Below are 16,734 nucleotides of genomic sequence, written 5' to 3' on the forward strand. Positions count from 1 at the left end.
ATCGGCCTCGATCCGGATCGCGCCGGCCTCGGGCGCGCCGTCATGCAGGTAGCCGAGCGCGCCGAGGAACAGGTAGCGCAGCGCGGCCGCCGAGGGCCAGCGCTTCTCGTCCTCGCCGGCGGCGAGCGCATCGTCCACCTCGAGCGACACGCCATGCAGATCGAAGGCGGCGCGCATCAGCGCGACGCAGCGCGCCACCAGCGCGGCGCGCGTGATGCCGTCGTCGGTGGTGGCCAGTTCCCAGTCGCGCAGCGAGCGGATGCCTTCGACCAGTTCGGACACCTGGCCATCGACCAGGCCCATGCGTTCCTCGCTGACGGCACGGTCGATGGTCTCGGCGGCGAGCTGGCGCTTGAGCATCAGCAGCGCCATGCGGATCACCGACACCGGCGCCGCCATGTCGTGGCGCAGCGCGGGCAAGGCGCGGGTCAGCAGTTCGTGGCGCACGCCGGCGGCGATCCAGCTGCGGGCTCCGGGAGAGCTCTTCATCGCGCCACGGCTCCAGCCGCGGGGGCGGCTTGCAAGGGACGATGCCCGAGCGTCGGGCCAGGGAGGGAAGCGAGGAAGGGGGGGAGGTTCAAGGGAAATGTCCCGGTGCGAGGCAAGCGACAGAGTATCGGCCGCGCCTCGCCGCCCGGGTGTAGGAACCTGCCTACGCAGGTTCCCGTTCACCGTCGCTCAGGGCTTGCCGAGGTAGGTGCGCACGTCCTTGACCTCGACGCCGGCGGCCGCCACCGCCGAGCGCAGCTGCGCTTCGGTCACGCCCAGGGTCTGGGTCCAGTAGCGCATCTCGTGCGCCTCGTTCACGTTGATGCGCGAGCGGTCGGGCTGTCCGCGCTTGCTCAGGTCGTCTGCCATGGTGCTGTCCTCCAGGATGGTTCAGGGAATGGGCTGCAGATTGCGTCCGTTCGATGAAGGCGCCGGAAAGACCGCAGCGCGTCCCGTTGCAGGACATGTCCGAAGCGCGGCGAGTCGCGCGCGCTCGGTGCTCCGCGACCGGGCATCCGCCTTGGCCGAAGGGAGGCTTCCGAAATCCGAGAGACGCGCGCCGCGCGCGCGGATAGATTCAGGCGATGCACAGCAACGACACCCGCTTCCCCGACATCCGCGACGCCGTGCGCGACCTCTGCGCGCAGTTTCCCGACGAATACTTCCGCAAGATCGACGAGGCGCGCGGCTATCCCGCCGAGTTCGTGGACGCGCTCACCCAGGCCGGCTGGATGGCCGCGCTGATCCCGCAGGCGTACGGCGGCTCGGGCCTGGGCCTGACCGAGGCCTCGGTGATCATGGAAGAGATCAACCGCTGCGGCGGCAACTCGGGCGCCTGCCATGGCCAGATGTACAACATGGGCACGCTGCTGCGCCATGGCAGCGAGGCGCAGAAGCAGCAGTACCTGCCGAAGATCGCGAGCGGCGAACTGCGGCTGCAGTCGATGGGCGTGACCGAGCCCACCACGGGCACCGACACCACGAAGATCAAGACGACGGCGGTGAAGAAGGGCGACCGCTATGTCGTCAACGGCCAGAAGGTGTGGATCTCGCGCATCCAGCATTCCGACCTGATGATCCTGCTGGCGCGCACCACGCCGCTGGCCGAGGTGAAGAAGAAATCCGAGGGCATGTCGATCTTCATCGTCGACCTGCGCGAAGCCATCGGCCAGGGCATGACGGTGCGGCCGATCCTCAACATGGTGAACCACGAGACCAACGAGCTGTTCTTCGAGAACCTCGAGATTCCGGCCGAGAACCTGATCGGCGAGGAAGGCCAGGGCTTCAAGTACATCCTCGACGGGCTCAATGCCGAGCGCACGCTGATCGCGGCCGAGTGCATCGGCGACGGCTACTGGTTCATCGACCGCGTGACGAAGTACGTCAACGAGCGCGTGGTGTTCGGCCGCCCGATCGGCCAGAACCAGGGCGTGCAATTCCCGATCGCCGAGGCCTTCATCGAGGTCGAGGCCGCGAACCTGATGCGCTACGAGGCCTGTCGCCTGTTCGACGCACGCGAGCCCTGCGGCGCGCAGGCCAACATGGCGAAGTACCTGGCGGCCAAGGCGAGCTGGGAAGCGGCGAACGCCTGCCTGCAGTTCCACGGCGGCTTCGGCTTCGCCTGCGAATACGACATCGAACGCAAGTTCCGCGAGACGCGGCTCTACCAGGTGGCGCCGATCTCGACCAACCTGATCCTCAGCTATGTGGCCGAGCACATGCTCGGCCTGCCGCGTTCGTTCTGAGCGACGGGTCCGCCGCCGTCTTCTCAGTCGAACAGCCGGCCGTTGCCGGGCGAGCGCGCATCGAGCCCGGCCTTGCGCACCAGGTCGCGAAAGCCCGCGGGCGAGCTCGAGACCACGGGCACCTGCAGCATCGACTCGAGCTCGCGGACGGCGTCGAGCGTGACGAGTCCGCCGCAGGAGATGAGGATTCCATCGGCACCGGGTCGCGCTTCGAACACGCGTAGCCCCAGGTCCACGAGTACCTGCGTGCCGACCTGGCCGACCGCCTGCACATCGGAGATCGACAGGCCTTCGACGGCCAGCGGTTCGAAGTCGCACTGTTCGAGGTAGCGTCGCAACTGCACGTTGACCTCGTCGATGTAGGCGGTGGCTACCGCGACACGCTTCACGCCGAGGCTGCGCAGTCCTTCGATGATGGCGTTGCTCATGGTGGTGCAGGGCAGGCCGGTGGCGCGCGACATCTCGACTTCGAGTTGCCGGTTGAAGGCGGCACCGCGGAAGAAGCTCAGCGAAGTGCCCATGAGGGAGATGGCGCTGACACCCTCCTCCTTGAGTTCCAGCGCCTTGTCGATCACCGAGTCGATGACCTCGGTGTAGCCGCGCGTCGAGATTTCTCCGAGGCCCAGGCCGCGTGCGCTGAAGCGGATGCGGGTGCCGTAGAGAAGCGGGCCATCGATGGGGACTTCGCCTGCTTTCGGGGGGACTATGAGGCCCAGGTGGGTCATTTTTGGTTGCCTTCGTTTTTAGGGTTCGGGGTGCGTGCACAGGACAGCGGGTACTTCCCTCCGCGAATGTCCCCCGGCCTGCGGCCTCCTCCTTGATTTCGCTGCGGGAAGCACCCACTGCCCTGTGCACGGGAGGCGCAGTGGTGGTGCCGGCGGTTCCACAACCGCTGCGTCCAGGCTCACGTCGATGGGGTACTCCCCGCAGCGAAATCAAGGAGGAGCCGAAGGCGGGGGACATTCGCGGAGGGGAGTACCCCATCGGCGTGAGCCCGCCCCGGACAAAAAATCACCCCCCATCCGCCACGATCCGCTGCTCCGTGATGATGCGTTTCCACCGCACCGTCTCCTCGGCCATGTCCTTGCCGAGCTGCGCCGGCGTGGCATAGGCCCGCAAGGTCCCCTGCGCCGCCGCGGCAGTTCCAGCATCAGGCGCATCGAGCACCGTCTTCACGGCGGCAGAGAACCGGTCGACGATCTCGTTGGGCGTTCCAGCAGGTGCAAGCACGAAGATGCGCGGCGCCACATCGAACCCCGGCAGCGCATCGGCCAGTGGAGCAATGCTCTCGGCCCCTTCGAGCTTCGCGCTGTTCATCAACGCCACCGCGCGCAACTTGCCGGCCTTGGACTGCGCCATCGCTGCCGTGGCGCTGACCACGCCGATCGGCACCTGGCCGCCGATCACGTCGGGCACGATCTGCGCGGCGCCGCGGTACGGCACATGCACCACGAAACTGCCGGTGGACTGTTTGAGCATCTCGAAGCCCAGGTGCTGCACCGTGCCCACGCCCGAGGTCGCGAAGGAGAAACGGCCCGGATTCGCCTTGAGCTGGGCGACGAATTCCGCCGGTGTCTTCGCGGGGAAGTCGTTGCCCGTGACGATCATCAGCGGCGAGACGAAGGCACCGGCCACCGGCTTGAAGCTGGTGAGCGGATCGATCGCGATCTTCGGCTGCAGCAGCTTGGCGATCAGCAAGGCGCTGTCGCCCATCATCAGCGTGTAGCCGTCGGGCGGCGCCTTGGCGACGAGGTCGGCCGCGATGAGGCCGGTGGCGCCGGTGCGGTTCTCCACCAGCACCTGCTGGCCCAGCACCGCGGGCAGGCGCGCGCTCAACAGGCGCGCCACGGCATCGACGCCGCCGCCGGCCGAATAGCCGACGATGAGGCGGATCGGCTTGTCGGGGTACTTCTGGGCCCAGGCCACGGGCGCCGCGAGCAGGCCCGCGAGGCCGAGGGCCGTTGCCACGCGCAATGCCTTCCGGCGCCGGCGAAGGATGGTGGGTGTTGTTCTCATGGTTCAGGCCTTGCCCTTGCCGCGCGAGGTCGGCAGCTTCGCGAGTTCGCGCACGCGCTCGGCATTGGGCGCGAAGCCCAGGCCCGGCGTCTCGGGCAGTGTGAGCCAGCCCTGATCGGGGACGGGCAGGCCATCGAAGATCTGCTCCAGCATCTTCACCGCCACGTAGTGGTACTCGACCAGCCCGCCGTTCGACACGCCCGCATGCAGGTGCATGTTGTGGAAGGGCCAGGCGCCGCCGTTGTCGATCGGCACGTTGAAGGCCTGCGCCATGCCCGCGATCTTCAGGCACTGCGAGTAGCCGCCCGAGATCGTCACGTTGGGCTGCAGCACATCGGCCGCCTGGTTCACCAGCAGGTCGCGGAAGCGGAAGGCCAGGCCCTCGTTCTGCCCGCAGGCCAGCGGGATGCTGGTGCGCGCGCGCAGCTGGGCCATCTGGCGCACGTCGTTCTGCGTCAGCGGCTCCTCGAAGAAGCTGATGCCGTAGGGCTCGATGCGGCGCGCGAGCTCGCTCGCATGGAACAGGTCGAGGCCGCAGTTGGCGTCGACATAGAGCTTCACCTCGGGGCCGACCGCCTCGCGCACCGCGGCGACGCGGCGCACGTCCTCGGCGATCACCTCGTCGATCGGCCGCGGCTCGTCGCGGCGCGCGAGCGCATGGCCGCCGACGGTCATCTTCAGGCGGCGAAAGCCCTGCTCCACCCACAGCTTGGCGGCGGCCGCGAGCTGGTCGCGCTCGAAGAAGCCGAAGCCGAAGGTCGCATACACCGGCACCCTGGCGCGCGCACCGCCGAGCAGGCGCCACAGCGGCTGGCCCAGCGCCCTCGCCTTCAGGTCCCACAGCGCGATGTCGAGCGCGGCGATGGCATGGCTCGCGTAGCCGGTCTGGCCGCGCGGCGACAGCAGCCAGTAGAGCTTGTCCCACAGGCGCTCGGTGGCCATCGGGTCTTCGCCGATCAGCGCCGGGCCGGCCACCTCGCGCACCGCGGCGGCAATGATCTCCTCCTCGGTGATGGCGGTCATGCCATGGCCGACGAGGCCGGTGTCGGTCTCGATCTCGGTCAGGCACAGCGACAGCGAGGTCTTCATGTCGAGCCCCAGCACGTCGATGGCGACGGGAATGTTCAGCGGCGTGGCGCTGACGCGAACGATCTTCAAAATTGTCTCCTTCGTTGTGCGCGCATCTTTGCGCGCGCCCCGGCGCAGAACAATTCGTTTTTGGCGGGAGCGAGGCTTCGCGCGGCGCGAAGCCTCGTGCTTCAGTCGGGCCGGCTCAGGTGCTCCAGCACCGAGCGCGCGGCCACCGTCAGGTCCTGCTGCCGGCGCACGCAGAGCAGGTGGCGGCGCACGGCCCAGGGGGCATCGAGCTTGAGGCAGCGCAGCTTGAGGATCTGCAGCTGCGGCAGGATGGCCGCATAGGGCAGCACGCCGATGCCCGCGCCCTGCTCCACCATGCGGCACACCATGTCGAAGCTGCCGACCTGCATGCGCACCTTGAGCGGCACCTGCGCCTCGAGCGCGGCGCTCAGCAGCACGCGGTGCAGCGCCGTGCCTTCGCGCACCACGATGTGCTCGTGGCGCAGCACCTCGTGCGCGCTGATGCGCTTGCGCCGGCCCAGCGGATGGTCGCGCGCCACCACCACGGCCAGTTCGTCGCTGCGGTAGGGCAGGCATTCGAGCGGATCGGCCGGCGTGTTGCCCTCGATCACGCCGATGTCGGCCAGGCCGGCCTGCACCGCCTTCACGACCTCGGTGCTCGCACGCTCCTGCAGGTCGATCTTGAGCACCGGATGCAGCCGCAGGAAGGAGCCGATCTGCGCCGGCAGGAACTGCGCGATGGTCGAGGCATTGGCCGTGATGCTGACCACGCCCGCCACGCCCTGCTGGAAGTCGTCGAGCTCGGCGCCGAGCCGGTCCATGGCCGAGAGCACGGCGCGCGCATGCAGCAGCAGCCCATGGCCGGCCGACGTGAGCGTGACGCCGCGCGCATGGCGCACGAACAGCGGCAGCCGCGCGCGCGCCTCGAGGTCGGAGATGCGCTTGCTCGCGGCCGCGAGCGCGATGTGGCAGCGCTTGGCGCCCTCGCTGATGCTGCCGTGGTCGGCCACCGCCACGAACAGGCGCAGCGAACGGGTGTCGGGGGTCATGCGGGCAGGATGCCACACGGGCCGGGCGCCCCTCGCGAGCGGCCGCGGAAAAAGAAAAAGGCCGCTGGGGACAGCGGCCTTTTCTTTCGTCTTCGCTTGCGTTCTGCGGCGGGTCTTGCGGACCCTCGAAGAAGCAAAAAATTTGGAGCGGGAAAAGAGTCTCGAACTCTCGACCTCAACCTTGGCAAGGTTGCGCTCTACCAACTGAGCTATTCCCGCGAAGCCTCAGATTATATGCCCCAAAAACACAGTTTTCGAATCCGGGCCAAAAAATCTTCAAAAAAACTTCGGTGACACCGGTCCGCCTACTGGCGCGCCGTGCGCACGTTGGCCGGCAGCGCCTGCGGCCAGCTGGTGCGAAACGGGTTGATGTCGAGCCCGCCGCGCCGCGTGTAGCGCGCATACACCGTGAGCTTGGTCGGGTGGCAGTGCTTCCAGATGTCGGTGAACATGCGCTCCACGCAGGGCTCGTGGAATTCGTTGTGGTTGCGAAAGCTCACGATGTAGGCGAGCAGCCCGGCCTGGTCGATGGGCGGGCCGCTGTAGCGGACCTGCACGCTGCCCCAGTCGGGCTGGCCCGTGACCAGGCAGTTGCTCTTGAGCAGCCGGCTGGTCAGCGTCTCGGTCACCGGCACCTGCGTGGCGTCGCTCGAGAGCAGTTCGGGCGCGGGCTGGTAGTGCGTGCATTCGATGTCGAGCCGGTCGAGGTCCAGGCCGTCGAGCTCGTGCACCGGCTCGCGGTCGAACAGCTCGGGCGCGACCAGCTTCACGCCGATGCCCGCCGCGCGGTCGCTGCCGCGCCACAGCGCCTCGGCCAGGTCGGTGCGCAGGCGTTCGCGCACGGCCTCGGCGTCGGCGAAGGCGGTGTTGTTGAAGCTGTTGAGGTAGAGCTTGAAGGACTTGCTCTCGATGATGTTGGGCGTTTCGCAGGGCACGGTGAAGTGCGCGATCGCGAGCTGCGGCTTGCCGCGCGGGTTGAGCCAGCTCAGTTCGAAGGCGGTCCAGAGGTCGGCGCCGAAGAAGGGCAAGGCGCCGGCCGCGATGCCCATGGCCTCGCGCTGGGTGGCGCGCGCGATCGGGAACAGCAGCGTGGGGTCGTAACGATCGGCGTAGGCCGAGGCGCGGCCGAGCTGGGACTGCTCGGGCGTATTGGGGTTGGGGGTGTGGGAGGCGTCGTGGCTCATGGATGGCGGGATGGCGTCGCGTTCAGGAACGGGACGATGTGTCTGGCAAGGATGGCGCAGACCTCGGGCGGGAGGTCGTGGCCCATGCCGGGAATGGGCACGAACTGCGCGCCGGGAATGCGGCGCGCCGTGTCCTGGCCGCAGGCGATCGGCACCAGCGCGTCGGGCTCGCCGTGCAGCACCAGGGTCGGGCACTGGATGCGGCCCAGCAGCTCGGGGCGCTCGGTGTCGGCGCCGATGGCCAGCATCTGGCGGAACATGCCGGCCGGATGGTAGGCGCGGCGCATGGCGAAGCGCAGACGCTCGGCCAGCGCCTCGTCGGTCTGCGGATAGGCCGGGCTCTGGATCAGGCGCAGCAGGCGGATGCTGTGCGCGATCAGTTCGTCCTCGCCGCGGCCCAGCGGGCGGCGCAGCAGCATCGCGGCCACCTCGCGGCGCGGACCGGGCAGGCCGCGCGCACCGCTCGAGCTCATGATGCTCACGAGGCTTTGCACGCGCGTGGGCGCGGTGGCCGCCATGCGCTGCGCGATCATGCCGCCCATCGAGGCGCCGACCACGTGCGCCTGCGCAATGCCCAGCGCGTCGAGCACGCCGAGCGAATCGGCCGCCATGTCCTGCAGCGTGTAGGCCGAGCGCACCGGCAGGCCCAGGCGCAGCCGGATGCTTTCCCAGACGATGTTGCCCACGCCCTTGTGGTCGAAGCCTTCGCTCAGGCCGATGTCGCGGTTGTCGTGGCGCAGCACGCGAAAGCCGGCGTCGACCAGCAACTGCACGAAATCGCGCGGCCAGGCCACGAGCTGCATTCCCAGGCCCATGATCAGCAGGATCACCGGGCGGCCCTCGCCACCGGTGTCGTCGACTTCGATCTGCAATCCGTTGGCCTGGACCTTCATCGCGGCTTTCTTGTGTTGCGGACTAGCGGAACTCGCGTTCGCGCAGCCACTTGGTGGCGACCCACTTCTCGCCCGCGACCACGGGTGCGCCGCCGTGCAGGGTGCGGGTGGCGGGATCGGGATGGTCGTAGCTGAAGAACACGCCGGTGCCGCGCACCGGCGCGACCTCGAGACCGACGTCGGGGAAGGTGGTGGCGCCGCCCTTCTCGGGCTCCTGCAGGTACATCACCAGCGTGGCGACGCGCTGGCCGCCGCGCTTGAGGATGGTGGGCGTGCCGGGCTCGCCGGGGTCGAAGTAGTCGTAGTGCGGCCGGTACTGCGCGCCGGGCGCGTAGCGCAGGATCTGCAGGCCCTCGCCGAACTCGAGCGGCCAGCGCAGCAGCAGCGCCAGGCGCTGCTCGAGCCGCTGCACGGTCTCGTTCTCGCCGCGCTCGAAGAACATGCCTTCGCTGGTGCGGTCGACGTTGAGCACCTCGCCGCCGGTCTTGGTCTCGACCGTGAGCGAACGCGCGAGCCGCACGCGCGCGGCCGCGATCAGCGCCTCGCACTCCTCGGCCGACAGCAGGTTGCCGAACACGATCACGCGCGGGTGCTTCATGGTCTGCAGCACCTGCACGCGGCGGTCGCCGGCATCGATGTACAGCGGCGAGCCCTCGAGGTCGGGGCCCGGCATCGAGGTGCGCGGCGGCAGCGCCGACGCGGCTTTGGACTCGGGAAAGCCGGCCTCGAGCTGGGCCAGCGCGATGTCGGTGGCGGCATCGTGCCAGCCGGCCGCGCGCATCGAGGCGCGCAGCGCGGGCACCGAATGGCCGGCCGCGAGCTGGCTCACCAGCCAGTCGCGCAGTTCGGGACTCACGGCCTGCGTCATGCGCGCGCTCCGGTTGCCTCGCCTGCTTCCCTCACATCATTCATACGAGTTTTCTCCTGAAGACCAGCCGTTCGGCTGTGGACACCTGGGCGTCGAAACCATAACCCTCGAGATCGAATTTTTCCAGCGCCTTGGGCGTGGCCACGCGGTGCAGCACGGCCCAGCGCGCCAGCAGGCCGCGCGCGCGCTTGGCGAAGAAGCTGATGACCTTATAGCGGTCGCCCTTCCACTCCTCGAACACGCATTCGACCACACGCGCCTTCAGTGCCTTGGTGTCGACGGCGCGGAAGTACTCCTGCGAGGCGGCGTTGATCACCACCGGCGTGCGGTCGGCCGCCAGCCGCTCGTTGAGGTGCTCGGCAATGCGCGCGCCCCAGAAGGCATAGAGGTCCTTGCCGTGCCGGTTGGCCAGCGCGGTGCCCATCTCGAGCCGGTAGGGCTGCAGCCGGTCGAGCGGGCGCAGCACGCCGTACAGGCCGCTGAGGATGCAGACGTGGTCCTGCGCCCAGTCCAGTTGCGCGGGCGTGAGCGAGCGCGCGTCGAGGCCGCCGTAGACATCGCCGTCGAAGGCGAAGGCGGCCTGGCGGGCGTTCTGCTCCGTGCTCTTGGGGCGCCAGGCGGCATAGCGCGCCACGTTGAGCGCGGAGAGCTTGTCCGACAGGCGCATCAGCTCGGAGATCTGCTGCGGCGACTTCTCGCGCAGCAGCTTGATCAGTTCGACCGAGGGGCCCTTCGGGCTCTCGAAATGGGGTTGGGTGGCGGGGACTTCGGCGGGGACCGGGGTGTCGTAGTCGAGCGACTTGGCGGGAGAGAGCAGGAACAGCATCGCGGAATTATCTGTTGGCACGACCGCCCCTCGCCGCGCCGGTAAAATCGTCGGCCTTCCCTGCCCCGCGCGGCCCGCGGCCCGTACGACCTGCGTACCGGCGCCATGGCCGCATTGCCCCAAGCCCCCATGAGCGAACCCACCACACCCACCGCCCAACCCGGCCTCGAGAGCCTTTCCAAATCGTTCGAACCCGCGGCCCTCGAGGCGCACTGGGGTCCCGAATGGGAAAAGCGCGGCTACGCGCACGCGGGCTGGCGCGGCACCGGGAAGCCGAAGGCCGACGCTGGCGCGTTCTCGATCCAGCTGCCGCCGCCCAACGTGACGGGCACGCTGCACATGGGCCATGCGTTCAACCAGACGATCATGGACAGCCTCACGCGCTACCACCGCATGAAGGGCGACAACACGCTGTGGCTGCCGGGCACCGACCATGCGGGCATCGCGACCCAGATCGTGGTCGAGCGCCAGCTGCAGGCGCAGAACATCAGCCGCCACGAGATGGGCCCGACGCCGCAGGAAGCGCGCAAGAACTTCATCGCCAAGGTCTGGGAGTGGAAGGAACGCAGCGGCAACACCATCACCCAGCAGATGCGCCGCATGGGCGACACCGTCGACTGGAGCCGCGAATACTTCACCATGGACGAGAAGCTCTCGCCCGTGGTGATGGACACCTTCGTCAAGCTCTATGAAGAGGGCCTGATCTACCGCGGCAAGCGCCTGGTGAACTGGGACCCGACGCTCAAGACCGCCGTGAGCGACCTCGAGGTCGAGAGCGAGGAAGAGGACGGCTGGCTCTGGCACATCGCCTACCCGCTGGCAGACGGCTCGGGCACGCTCACGGTGGCCACCACCCGGCCCGAGACCATGCTCGGCGACACGGCCGTGATGGTCCACCCGGAAGACGAACGCTACAAGGCGCTGATCGGCAAGCAGGTGCGTCTGCCGCTGGTCGACCGGCTGATCCCGGTGATCGCCGACGACTACGTCGACAAGGCCTTCGGCACCGGCGTGGTGAAGGTCACGCCCGCGCACGACTACAACGACTATGCGGTGGGCCAGCGCCACCAGCTCGAGACCATCGGCATCCTCACGCTCGACGCGACCGTCAACGACAACGCGCCCGAGAAGTACCGCGGCCTCGACCGCTTCGTGGCGCGCAAGGCCGTGGTGGCCGATCTCGACGCGCTGGGCCTGCTGGTCGAGACCAAGAAGCACAAGCTGATGGTGCCGCGCTGCGCGCGCACCGGCGCCATCGTCGAGCCGATGCTGACCGACCAGTGGTACGTGGCCATGACCAAGCCCGGCGCCGACGGCCAGTCGATCGCGCAGAAGGCGATCGACGTGGTGCGCTCGGGCGAGGTGCGCTTCGTGCCCGAGAACTGGATCAACACCTACAACCACTGGATGGAGAACATCCAGGACTGGACCATCTCGCGCCAGCTCTGGTGGGGCCACCAGATCCCGGCCTGGTACGACGACGAAGGCAAGGTCTACGTCGCGCGCAGCGAGGAGGAAGCCCAGGCGCAGGCGCCCGGCAAGACGCTGCGCCGCGAGGAGGACGTGCTCGACACCTGGTTCTCCGCGGCCCTGTTCCCGTTCTCGACGCTGGGCTGGCCGAACCAGGGCACCGAGCCCACGAGCGACTACAACCTCTACCTGCCCTCGAGCGTGCTGGTCACGGGCTACGACATCATCTTCTTCTGGGTCGCCCGGATGATCATGATGACCAAGCACTTCACGGGCCGCGTGCCGTTCAAGGACGTCTACATCCACGGCCTGGTGCGCGATGCGCAGGGCAAGAAGATGAGCAAGTCCGAGGGCAACGTGCTCGACCCGGTCGACCTGATCGACGGCATCGAGCTGCCCGAGCTGCTCGACAAGCGCACACAGGGCCTGCGCAAGCCCGAGACCGCGCCCGCGGTGCGCAAGAACACGCAGAAGGAATTCCCCGAGGGCATCCCGGCCTTCGGCGCCGACGCGCTGCGCTTCACCTTCGCCTCGCTGGCCTCGCTGGGCCGCAGCATCAACTTCGACAGCAAGCGCTGCGAGGGCTACCGCAACTTCTGCAACAAGCTCTGGAACGCCACCCGCTTCGTGCTGATGAACTGCGAGGGCCAGGACTGCGGCCTCAAGGAGCACACGAAGGAAGAGTGCAAGGTCGGCGGTCCCGCGCACGGCTACCTGAAGTTCAGCCGCGCCGACTACTGGATCGTCTCGCAGCTGCAGCGCGTCGAGGCCGAGGTCGCAAAGGGCTTCGAGGAGTACCGGCTCGACAACGTCGCCAACGCGATCTACCAGTTCGCCTGGGACGAGTTCTGCGACTGGTACCTCGAGATCGCCAAGGTGCAGATCCAGACCGGCGACGACGCCCAGAAGCGCGCCACCCGCCGCACGCTGATCCGCACGCTCGAAACCCTGCTGCGCCTCGCGCACCCGGTGATCCCGTTCATCACGGAAGAGCTGTGGCAGAAGGTCGCGCCGGTGGCGGGCCGCACGGGCGAATCGGTGATGGTGGCGGCCTATCCGCTCAGCCAGCCCGAGCGCATCGACGAGGCCGCCGAGGCCTACGTGGCGCGGCTCAAGGCGCTGGTGGACGGCTGCCGCACCCTGCGCGGCGAGATGAACGTCTCGCCCGCGCTGCGGCTGCCGCTCTATGCCGTGGCCGACGACGCCGAGGGCGCGGCCTTCCTGCGCGAGACCGCGCCGGTGCTGCAGGCGCTCGCCAAGCTCAAGGAAGTGCGCGTGTTCGACGACGAGGCCGCCTGGGCCGCGGCCGCCGAAGCCGCGCCGGTGGCCGTGGTCGGCAATGCCCGCCTGTGCCTGCACATGGAGATCGACAAGGTGGCCGAGCGCGCGCGCATCGGCAAGGAAATCGCCCGCATCGAGGGCGAGATCGCCAAGGTCAACGGCAAGCTCGGCAACGAGGCCTTCGTGGCCAAGGCGCCGCCGGCCGTGATCGAGCAGGAGCGCAAGCGCCTGGCCGACTTCACGGCCACGCTGGAGCGCCTGCGCGACCAGCTTGTGCGCCTCGGCTGACATACGGGCTTGTCCGCAGGCCGGTAGGATGGGTGGCCGATGCAGAATCGGCCAGGCGGCGGACCGGTTCCGCCGCCGCAGTTCCGGACGGCCCCCGCGGCCCTCACTCCTTCCTTCTTCCTGAACGAACCGACACCGAATTGCCCATGTCCACCTCCCCGACGCGCATCCGCAAGGCCGTATTTCCCGTTGCAGGCTTCGGCACCCGTTTCCTGCCGGCCACCAAGGCCCAGCCCAAGGAAATGCTGCCGGTGGTCGACAAGCCCCTGATCCAGTACGCCGTCGAGGAAGCCTATGCCGCGGGCATCCGCGACATGATCTTCGTGACCGGCCGCAACAAGCGCGCGATCGAGGACCACTACGACACCGCCTACGAGCTCGAGAGCCAGCTCGAGGCCAGCGGCAAGGATGCACTGCTGAACATCGCGCGCTCGGTGATGCCCGACGACATGACCTGCTCCTACGTGCGCCAGCCGCGCATGCTGGGCCTGGGCCACGCGGTGCTATGCGCCGAGCACCTGGTGGGCAACGAGCCCTTCGCCGTGCTGCTGGCCGACGACCTGATGGTCGGCCCCACGGGCGGTGAGCCGGTGCTGGCCCAGATGACCGCGGCCTTCGCGCGCCTCGGCGGCTCGCTGCTGGCGGTGCAGGAAGTGCCGCTCGAGCACGTGAAGCGCTACGGCATCGTGGCCGGCGACGCCGTCGAGGACGGCCTGGTGAAGGTCAACCGCATGGTCGAGAAGCCGAAGCCCGAGGACGCCCCCTCGCGCCTGGGCGTGGCCGGCCGCTACATCCTCACGCCCGGCGTGTTCGCCGAGATCCGCGAGCAGCCCAAGGGCGCGGGCGGCGAGATCCAGCTCACCGACGGCATCGCCGCGCTGATGAAGAAGGAATCGGTCTACGCCTATTCGTACAAGGGCGTGCGCTACGACTGCGGCAGCAAGGAAGGCTTCCTGCAGGCCAGCGTCGAACTCGCGCTGGCACACCCCGAGGTGGGTGCCCAGTTCCGCGACTATCTCAAGAGCCTGAAGCTCTGAACGGGGTCACCCCAAATCAAAAGGCCGGGAAGCGATTCCCGGCCTTTTTGCTTTTCGATGCCGTGTCGCGGCGGCCTCAGCGCCGCTTCAGCACATGGATGAAGTCGGTGCCGACCGTCTGCTGCTCCATCAGCGCATTGCCGGTCTGGCGCGCGAAGGCCTGGAAGTCGCGCACCGAGCCAGGGTCGGTCGAGACCACGCGCAGCAGCTGGCCGCTGGCCATGTCGTTGAGCGACTTCTTGGCCTTGAGGATGGGCAGCGGGCAGTTGAGCCCGCGGGTGTCGATTTCGCGGTCGACGTCCATGCTCAGGCTCCCTTGCCGACGGGCGGCTCGGGCGGCAGGTTCAGGCCGCGGCGGCGTTCCTCGTTCTCGGCCGCGGTGAAGAACACCGGCTCGTGGCCGCGCGTGCGCAACCAGTCGGCCAGCGCATAGCCGGTGCCGGCGGGCCAGCACTTGAGGTCGGGCAGGTCGTAGAGGCGGTAGTCGACCAGCTCGGGCGAGAGCTTGACCTCGCCGTCGGCCACCACGTGGTAGGCGATGATGACCTGGTTCATGCGCTGGAAGTCGTAGGCGCCGACGATCTTGGTGGCGCTGACGTCGAGGTTGGTCTCTTCCTTGACCTCGCGCGCGATGCCTTCCTCGGGCGTCTCGGCGGCCTCCATGAAGCCGGTGATCAGCGCGAACATCTTGCCGGGCCAGGCCGCATTGCGCGCCAGCAGCACCTGGCCGCGGTATTCGACGATGGCGGCGAGCACCGGCGTCGGATTGTTCCAGTGCGTATGGCCGCAGTTGGGGCAGCGCAGGCGCTCCTTGGGACCGCCGTCTTCCATCAGCGCGATCCATTCGAGCGGCGTGGCGCAGACCTGGCAGAACTTGGGATGGGGCATGGGGTGGCTCTTGTTCTTTCTTGTCTCGTTCCGGGGAACCGCCGGCGCGCCGCGTGGCGCACCGCGGTGCTGGCATCAGGCGGGGAAGACGCCGGTCGACAGGTAGCGGTCGCCGCGGTCGCAGACCACGAACACGATGGTGGCGTTCTCGACCGTGTTGGCGACCTGCAGCGCCGCCCACAGCGCGCCGGCGGCCGAGATGCCGCCGAAGATGCCCTCTTCACGCGCGAGGCGACGGCACATCTCCTCGGCATCGTCCTGGCTCACGTTGATCTCCTCGTCGACGCGGCTCGGGTCGAAGATCTTCGGCAGGTATTCGGCCGGCCACTTGCGGATGCCGGGGATGCGCGAGCCTTCGGCCGGCTGCGCGCCGACGATGCGGATCGCGGGATTCTTTTCCTTCAGGAAGCGCGACACGCCGGTGATGGTGCCGGTGGTGCCCATGGCGCTCACGAAGTGCGTGACCTTGCCCTGCGTGTCGGCCCAGATCTCGGGGCCGGTGGTCTCGTAGTGGATGCGCGGGTTGTCGGGGTTGGCGAACTGGTCGAGCACGCGGCCCTTGCCCTGCGCCACCATCTGCTCGGCGAGGTCGCGCGCGTATTCCATGCCGCCGCTCTTGGGCGTGAGCACGAGCTCGGCGCCGAAGGCCTTCATGGTCTGGGCGCGTTCGATCGAGAGGTCCTCCGGCATGATCAGGACCATGTGGTAGCCCTTGATGGCCGCGGCCATCGCGAGCGCGATGCCGGTGTTGCCCGAGGTGGCCTCGATCAGCGTGTCGCCGGGCTTGATCTCGCCGCGCTCCTCGGCGCGCTTGATCATCGAGAGCGCCGGGCGGTCCTTGACCGAGCCGGCGGGATTGTTGCCCTCGAGCTTGCCGAGGATCACGTTGTTGCGCCGTGCGTTCTCTTCGGCGTTGATGCGCTGCAGCGCGACCAGCGGCGTGCGGCCGATGGCGTCTTCGATGGTGGGGTACTTGTGGGTCATGACTGCGTCCGGTCTGCCGCGCGGGAGGCGCTGGATTCCGCCCCGGAGGGTAGCGGATATACGAAAGAAGGAGCTTTTGGACGGTTCATCATTCCACTGTGCCATAATTTTGGGCTTCCTTCCTGCCGTGCCCGGGTGGTGAAATTGGTAGACGCAGGGGACTCAAAATCCCCCGCCGCAAGGCGTGCCGGTTCGATTCCGGCCCCGGGCACCACACACGGCTCCTTCTTTTCCGGCGTCCTTCGCGGACTCCGCCCCCCTTCAGCCTTCCTCGCGCAGCCCGGTATGCACCGTCGGATGCGCAAGCCGCACGCGCAGCTCGCGCTTGAGCCGCGTGTTGTCGAGCCGGCGCGATTCGCCCATGAAGCTCAGCAGTTGCAACGGCAGCTGACGCTCGGCCTCCTCGCGCGCCACCCGTGGCGGGCGCGGCATGCCGTAGAGGTCGGCCGCGAGGTCGATGTAGTCGCCCATGCGCAGCTCGGTGTCGTCCGAGGCATGCACGATGCGCTGCGGTCGGCCGCGGAACAGCGCCGCGATGCAGGCGCGCGCGAGGTCGTCGGCATGGATGTGGCTGGTGTAGACGTCGTCCTCGCGCCGCAGCACCGGCGTGCCGCGCTG

At 68.4% G+C, this 16,734-nt stretch carries 17 protein-coding genes and 2 tRNA genes; 4 read left to right on the forward strand and 15 right to left on the reverse strand.

Annotated features, from left to right (window positions below):
• On the reverse strand, positions 1-489 hold a 489-nt coding region (locus AC27VN_RS13340; protein WP_490876845.1), incomplete at its 3' end, for a hypothetical protein.
• Between the two features lie 189 nt (positions 490-678).
• Positions 679-858, reverse strand: coding sequence for a DUF3606 domain-containing protein (locus AC27VN_RS13345; RefSeq protein WP_057592921.1), 180 nt, complete (start codon positions 856-858; stop codon positions 679-681).
• A gap of 215 nt (positions 859-1,073) precedes the next feature.
• Here AC27VN_RS13345 and AC27VN_RS13350 point away from each other — a divergent pair, with 215 nt between their 5' ends.
• The gene (locus AC27VN_RS13350; RefSeq protein WP_490876846.1) at positions 1,074-2,234 is read left to right on the forward strand and encodes an acyl-CoA dehydrogenase family protein; all 1,161 of its coding nucleotides are present in this window, start codon (positions 1,074-1,076) and stop codon (positions 2,232-2,234) included.
• Positions 2,235-2,257: 23 nt separating this feature from the next.
• Here the strand turns inward: AC27VN_RS13350 and AC27VN_RS13355 are convergent, their stop codons facing one another.
• The 9 genes from AC27VN_RS13355 to yaaA form a co-directional block, all read right to left on the reverse strand.
• The gene (locus tag AC27VN_RS13355) at positions 2,258-2,959 is read right to left on the reverse strand and encodes an arylmalonate decarboxylase (RefSeq protein WP_490876847.1); all 702 of its coding nucleotides are present in this window, start codon (positions 2,957-2,959) and stop codon (positions 2,258-2,260) included.
• A gap of 286 nt (positions 2,960-3,245) precedes the next feature.
• Positions 3,246-4,202, reverse strand: coding sequence for a Bug family tripartite tricarboxylate transporter substrate binding protein (locus AC27VN_RS13360; protein ID WP_490876848.1), 957 nt, complete (start codon positions 4,200-4,202; stop codon positions 3,246-3,248).
• A 51-nt stretch (positions 4,203-4,253) separates the two neighbouring features.
• Positions 4,254-5,408: a mandelate racemase/muconate lactonizing enzyme family protein gene (locus AC27VN_RS13365; RefSeq protein ID WP_490876849.1), complete on the reverse strand. Its 1,155-nt coding sequence runs from the start codon at positions 5,406-5,408 to the stop codon at positions 4,254-4,256.
• 101 nt (positions 5,409-5,509) lie between these two features.
• The gene (locus tag AC27VN_RS13370) at positions 5,510-6,397 is read right to left on the reverse strand and encodes a LysR family transcriptional regulator (RefSeq protein WP_490876850.1); all 888 of its coding nucleotides are present in this window, start codon (positions 6,395-6,397) and stop codon (positions 5,510-5,512) included.
• 143 nt (positions 6,398-6,540) lie between these two features.
• Positions 6,541-6,616: transfer RNA gene (locus AC27VN_RS13375), tRNA-Gly, on the reverse strand.
• A gap of 86 nt (positions 6,617-6,702) precedes the next feature.
• A complete protein-coding gene (queF, locus tag AC27VN_RS13380) occupies positions 6,703-7,581 on the reverse strand; it encodes an NADPH-dependent 7-cyano-7-deazaguanine reductase QueF (RefSeq protein WP_490876851.1) in 879 nt (292 codons plus the stop codon).
• Positions 7,578-8,474, reverse strand: coding sequence for an alpha/beta fold hydrolase (locus AC27VN_RS13385; RefSeq protein WP_296784094.1), 897 nt, complete (start codon positions 8,472-8,474; stop codon positions 7,578-7,580). Before AC27VN_RS13385 ends, queF begins: the two co-directional genes overlap by 4 nt.
• 22 nt (positions 8,475-8,496) lie before the next feature.
• The gene (locus AC27VN_RS13390; RefSeq protein ID WP_490876852.1) at positions 8,497-9,342 is read right to left on the reverse strand and encodes a 2OG-Fe(II) oxygenase; all 846 of its coding nucleotides are present in this window, start codon (positions 9,340-9,342) and stop codon (positions 8,497-8,499) included.
• A gap of 40 nt (positions 9,343-9,382) precedes the next feature.
• On the reverse strand, positions 9,383-10,168 hold the full coding sequence (gene yaaA, locus AC27VN_RS13395) for a peroxide stress protein YaaA (protein ID WP_093355679.1): 786 nt from the start codon (positions 10,166-10,168) through the stop codon (positions 9,383-9,385).
• A 129-nt stretch (positions 10,169-10,297) separates the two neighbouring features.
• Here yaaA and AC27VN_RS13400 point away from each other — a divergent pair, with 129 nt between their 5' ends.
• Positions 10,298-13,207 (forward strand): valine--tRNA ligase, encoded by a 2,910-nt coding sequence (locus tag AC27VN_RS13400; RefSeq protein ID WP_490876853.1) that lies wholly within the window; start codon positions 10,298-10,300, stop codon positions 13,205-13,207.
• A 146-nt stretch (positions 13,208-13,353) separates the two neighbouring features.
• The gene (gene galU, locus AC27VN_RS13405) at positions 13,354-14,244 is read left to right on the forward strand and encodes a UTP--glucose-1-phosphate uridylyltransferase GalU (protein ID WP_093355683.1); all 891 of its coding nucleotides are present in this window, start codon (positions 13,354-13,356) and stop codon (positions 14,242-14,244) included.
• Positions 14,245-14,320: 76 nt separating this feature from the next.
• Here the strand turns inward: galU and AC27VN_RS13410 are convergent, their stop codons facing one another.
• The 3 genes from AC27VN_RS13410 to cysM all read right to left on the reverse strand — a co-directional run bounded on the left by AC27VN_RS13410 (position 14,321) and on the right by cysM (position 16,116).
• Entirely contained in the window at positions 14,321-14,548 is a 228-nt protein-coding gene (locus tag AC27VN_RS13410; protein WP_057592910.1) for a sulfurtransferase TusA family protein, read from the reverse strand.
• Positions 14,549-14,550: 2 nt separating this feature from the next.
• Entirely contained in the window at positions 14,551-15,132 is a 582-nt protein-coding gene (locus AC27VN_RS13415; RefSeq protein WP_093355688.1) for an NUDIX domain-containing protein, read from the reverse strand.
• Positions 15,133-15,207: 75 nt separating this feature from the next.
• Positions 15,208-16,116, reverse strand: coding sequence for a cysteine synthase CysM (gene cysM / locus AC27VN_RS13420; RefSeq protein WP_209547383.1), 909 nt, complete (start codon positions 16,114-16,116; stop codon positions 15,208-15,210).
• Positions 16,117-16,245: 129 nt separating this feature from the next.
• Between cysM and AC27VN_RS13425 the strand changes: the two genes are divergently transcribed.
• Positions 16,246-16,330, forward strand: a tRNA-Leu gene (locus tag AC27VN_RS13425).
• Between the two features lie 47 nt (positions 16,331-16,377).
• Here AC27VN_RS13425 and AC27VN_RS13430 read toward each other — a convergent pair.
• Positions 16,378-16,734: Rossmann-fold NAD(P)-binding domain-containing protein (locus AC27VN_RS13430; protein WP_490876854.1), on the reverse strand; the 357-nt coding region annotated here is incomplete at its 5' end.

It is taken from the genome of Variovorax sp. 20P10.2.4, assembly GCF_058244205.1.

What these genes read in the sequence shown, in the direction of transcription:
- AC27VN_RS13355 (WP_490876847.1), bottom strand. Translation starts at nt 2,959, where the DNA reads ATGACCCACCTGGGCCTCATAGTCCCCCCGAAAGCAGGCGAAGTCCCC.
- AC27VN_RS13390 (WP_490876852.1), bottom strand. Translation starts at nt 9,342, where the DNA reads ATGACGCAGGCCGTGAGTCCCGAACTGCGCGACTGGCTGGTGAGCCAG.
- cysM (WP_209547383.1), bottom strand. Translation starts at nt 16,116, where the DNA reads ATGACCCACAAGTACCCCACCATCGAAGACGCCATCGGCCGCACGCCG.
- AC27VN_RS13345 (WP_057592921.1), bottom strand. Translation starts at nt 858, where the DNA reads ATGGCAGACGACCTGAGCAAGCGCGGACAGCCCGACCGCTCGCGCATC.
- AC27VN_RS13400 (WP_490876853.1), top strand. Translation starts at nt 10,298, where the DNA reads ATGAGCGAACCCACCACACCCACCGCCCAACCCGGCCTCGAGAGCCTT.
- AC27VN_RS13350 (WP_490876846.1), top strand. Translation starts at nt 1,074, where the DNA reads ATGCACAGCAACGACACCCGCTTCCCCGACATCCGCGACGCCGTGCGC.
- queF (WP_490876851.1), bottom strand. Translation starts at nt 7,581, where the DNA reads ATGAGCCACGACGCCTCCCACACCCCCAACCCCAATACGCCCGAGCAG.
- AC27VN_RS13385 (WP_296784094.1), bottom strand. Translation starts at nt 8,474, where the DNA reads ATGAAGGTCCAGGCCAACGGATTGCAGATCGAAGTCGACGACACCGGT.
- galU (WP_093355683.1), top strand. Translation starts at nt 13,354, where the DNA reads ATGTCCACCTCCCCGACGCGCATCCGCAAGGCCGTATTTCCCGTTGCA.
- AC27VN_RS13410 (WP_057592910.1), bottom strand. Translation starts at nt 14,548, where the DNA reads ATGGACGTCGACCGCGAAATCGACACCCGCGGGCTCAACTGCCCGCTG.
- yaaA (WP_093355679.1), bottom strand. Translation starts at nt 10,168, where the DNA reads ATGCTGTTCCTGCTCTCTCCCGCCAAGTCGCTCGACTACGACACCCCG.
- AC27VN_RS13370 (WP_490876850.1), bottom strand. Translation starts at nt 6,397, where the DNA reads ATGACCCCCGACACCCGTTCGCTGCGCCTGTTCGTGGCGGTGGCCGAC.
- AC27VN_RS13415 (WP_093355688.1), bottom strand. Translation starts at nt 15,132, where the DNA reads ATGCCCCATCCCAAGTTCTGCCAGGTCTGCGCCACGCCGCTCGAATGG.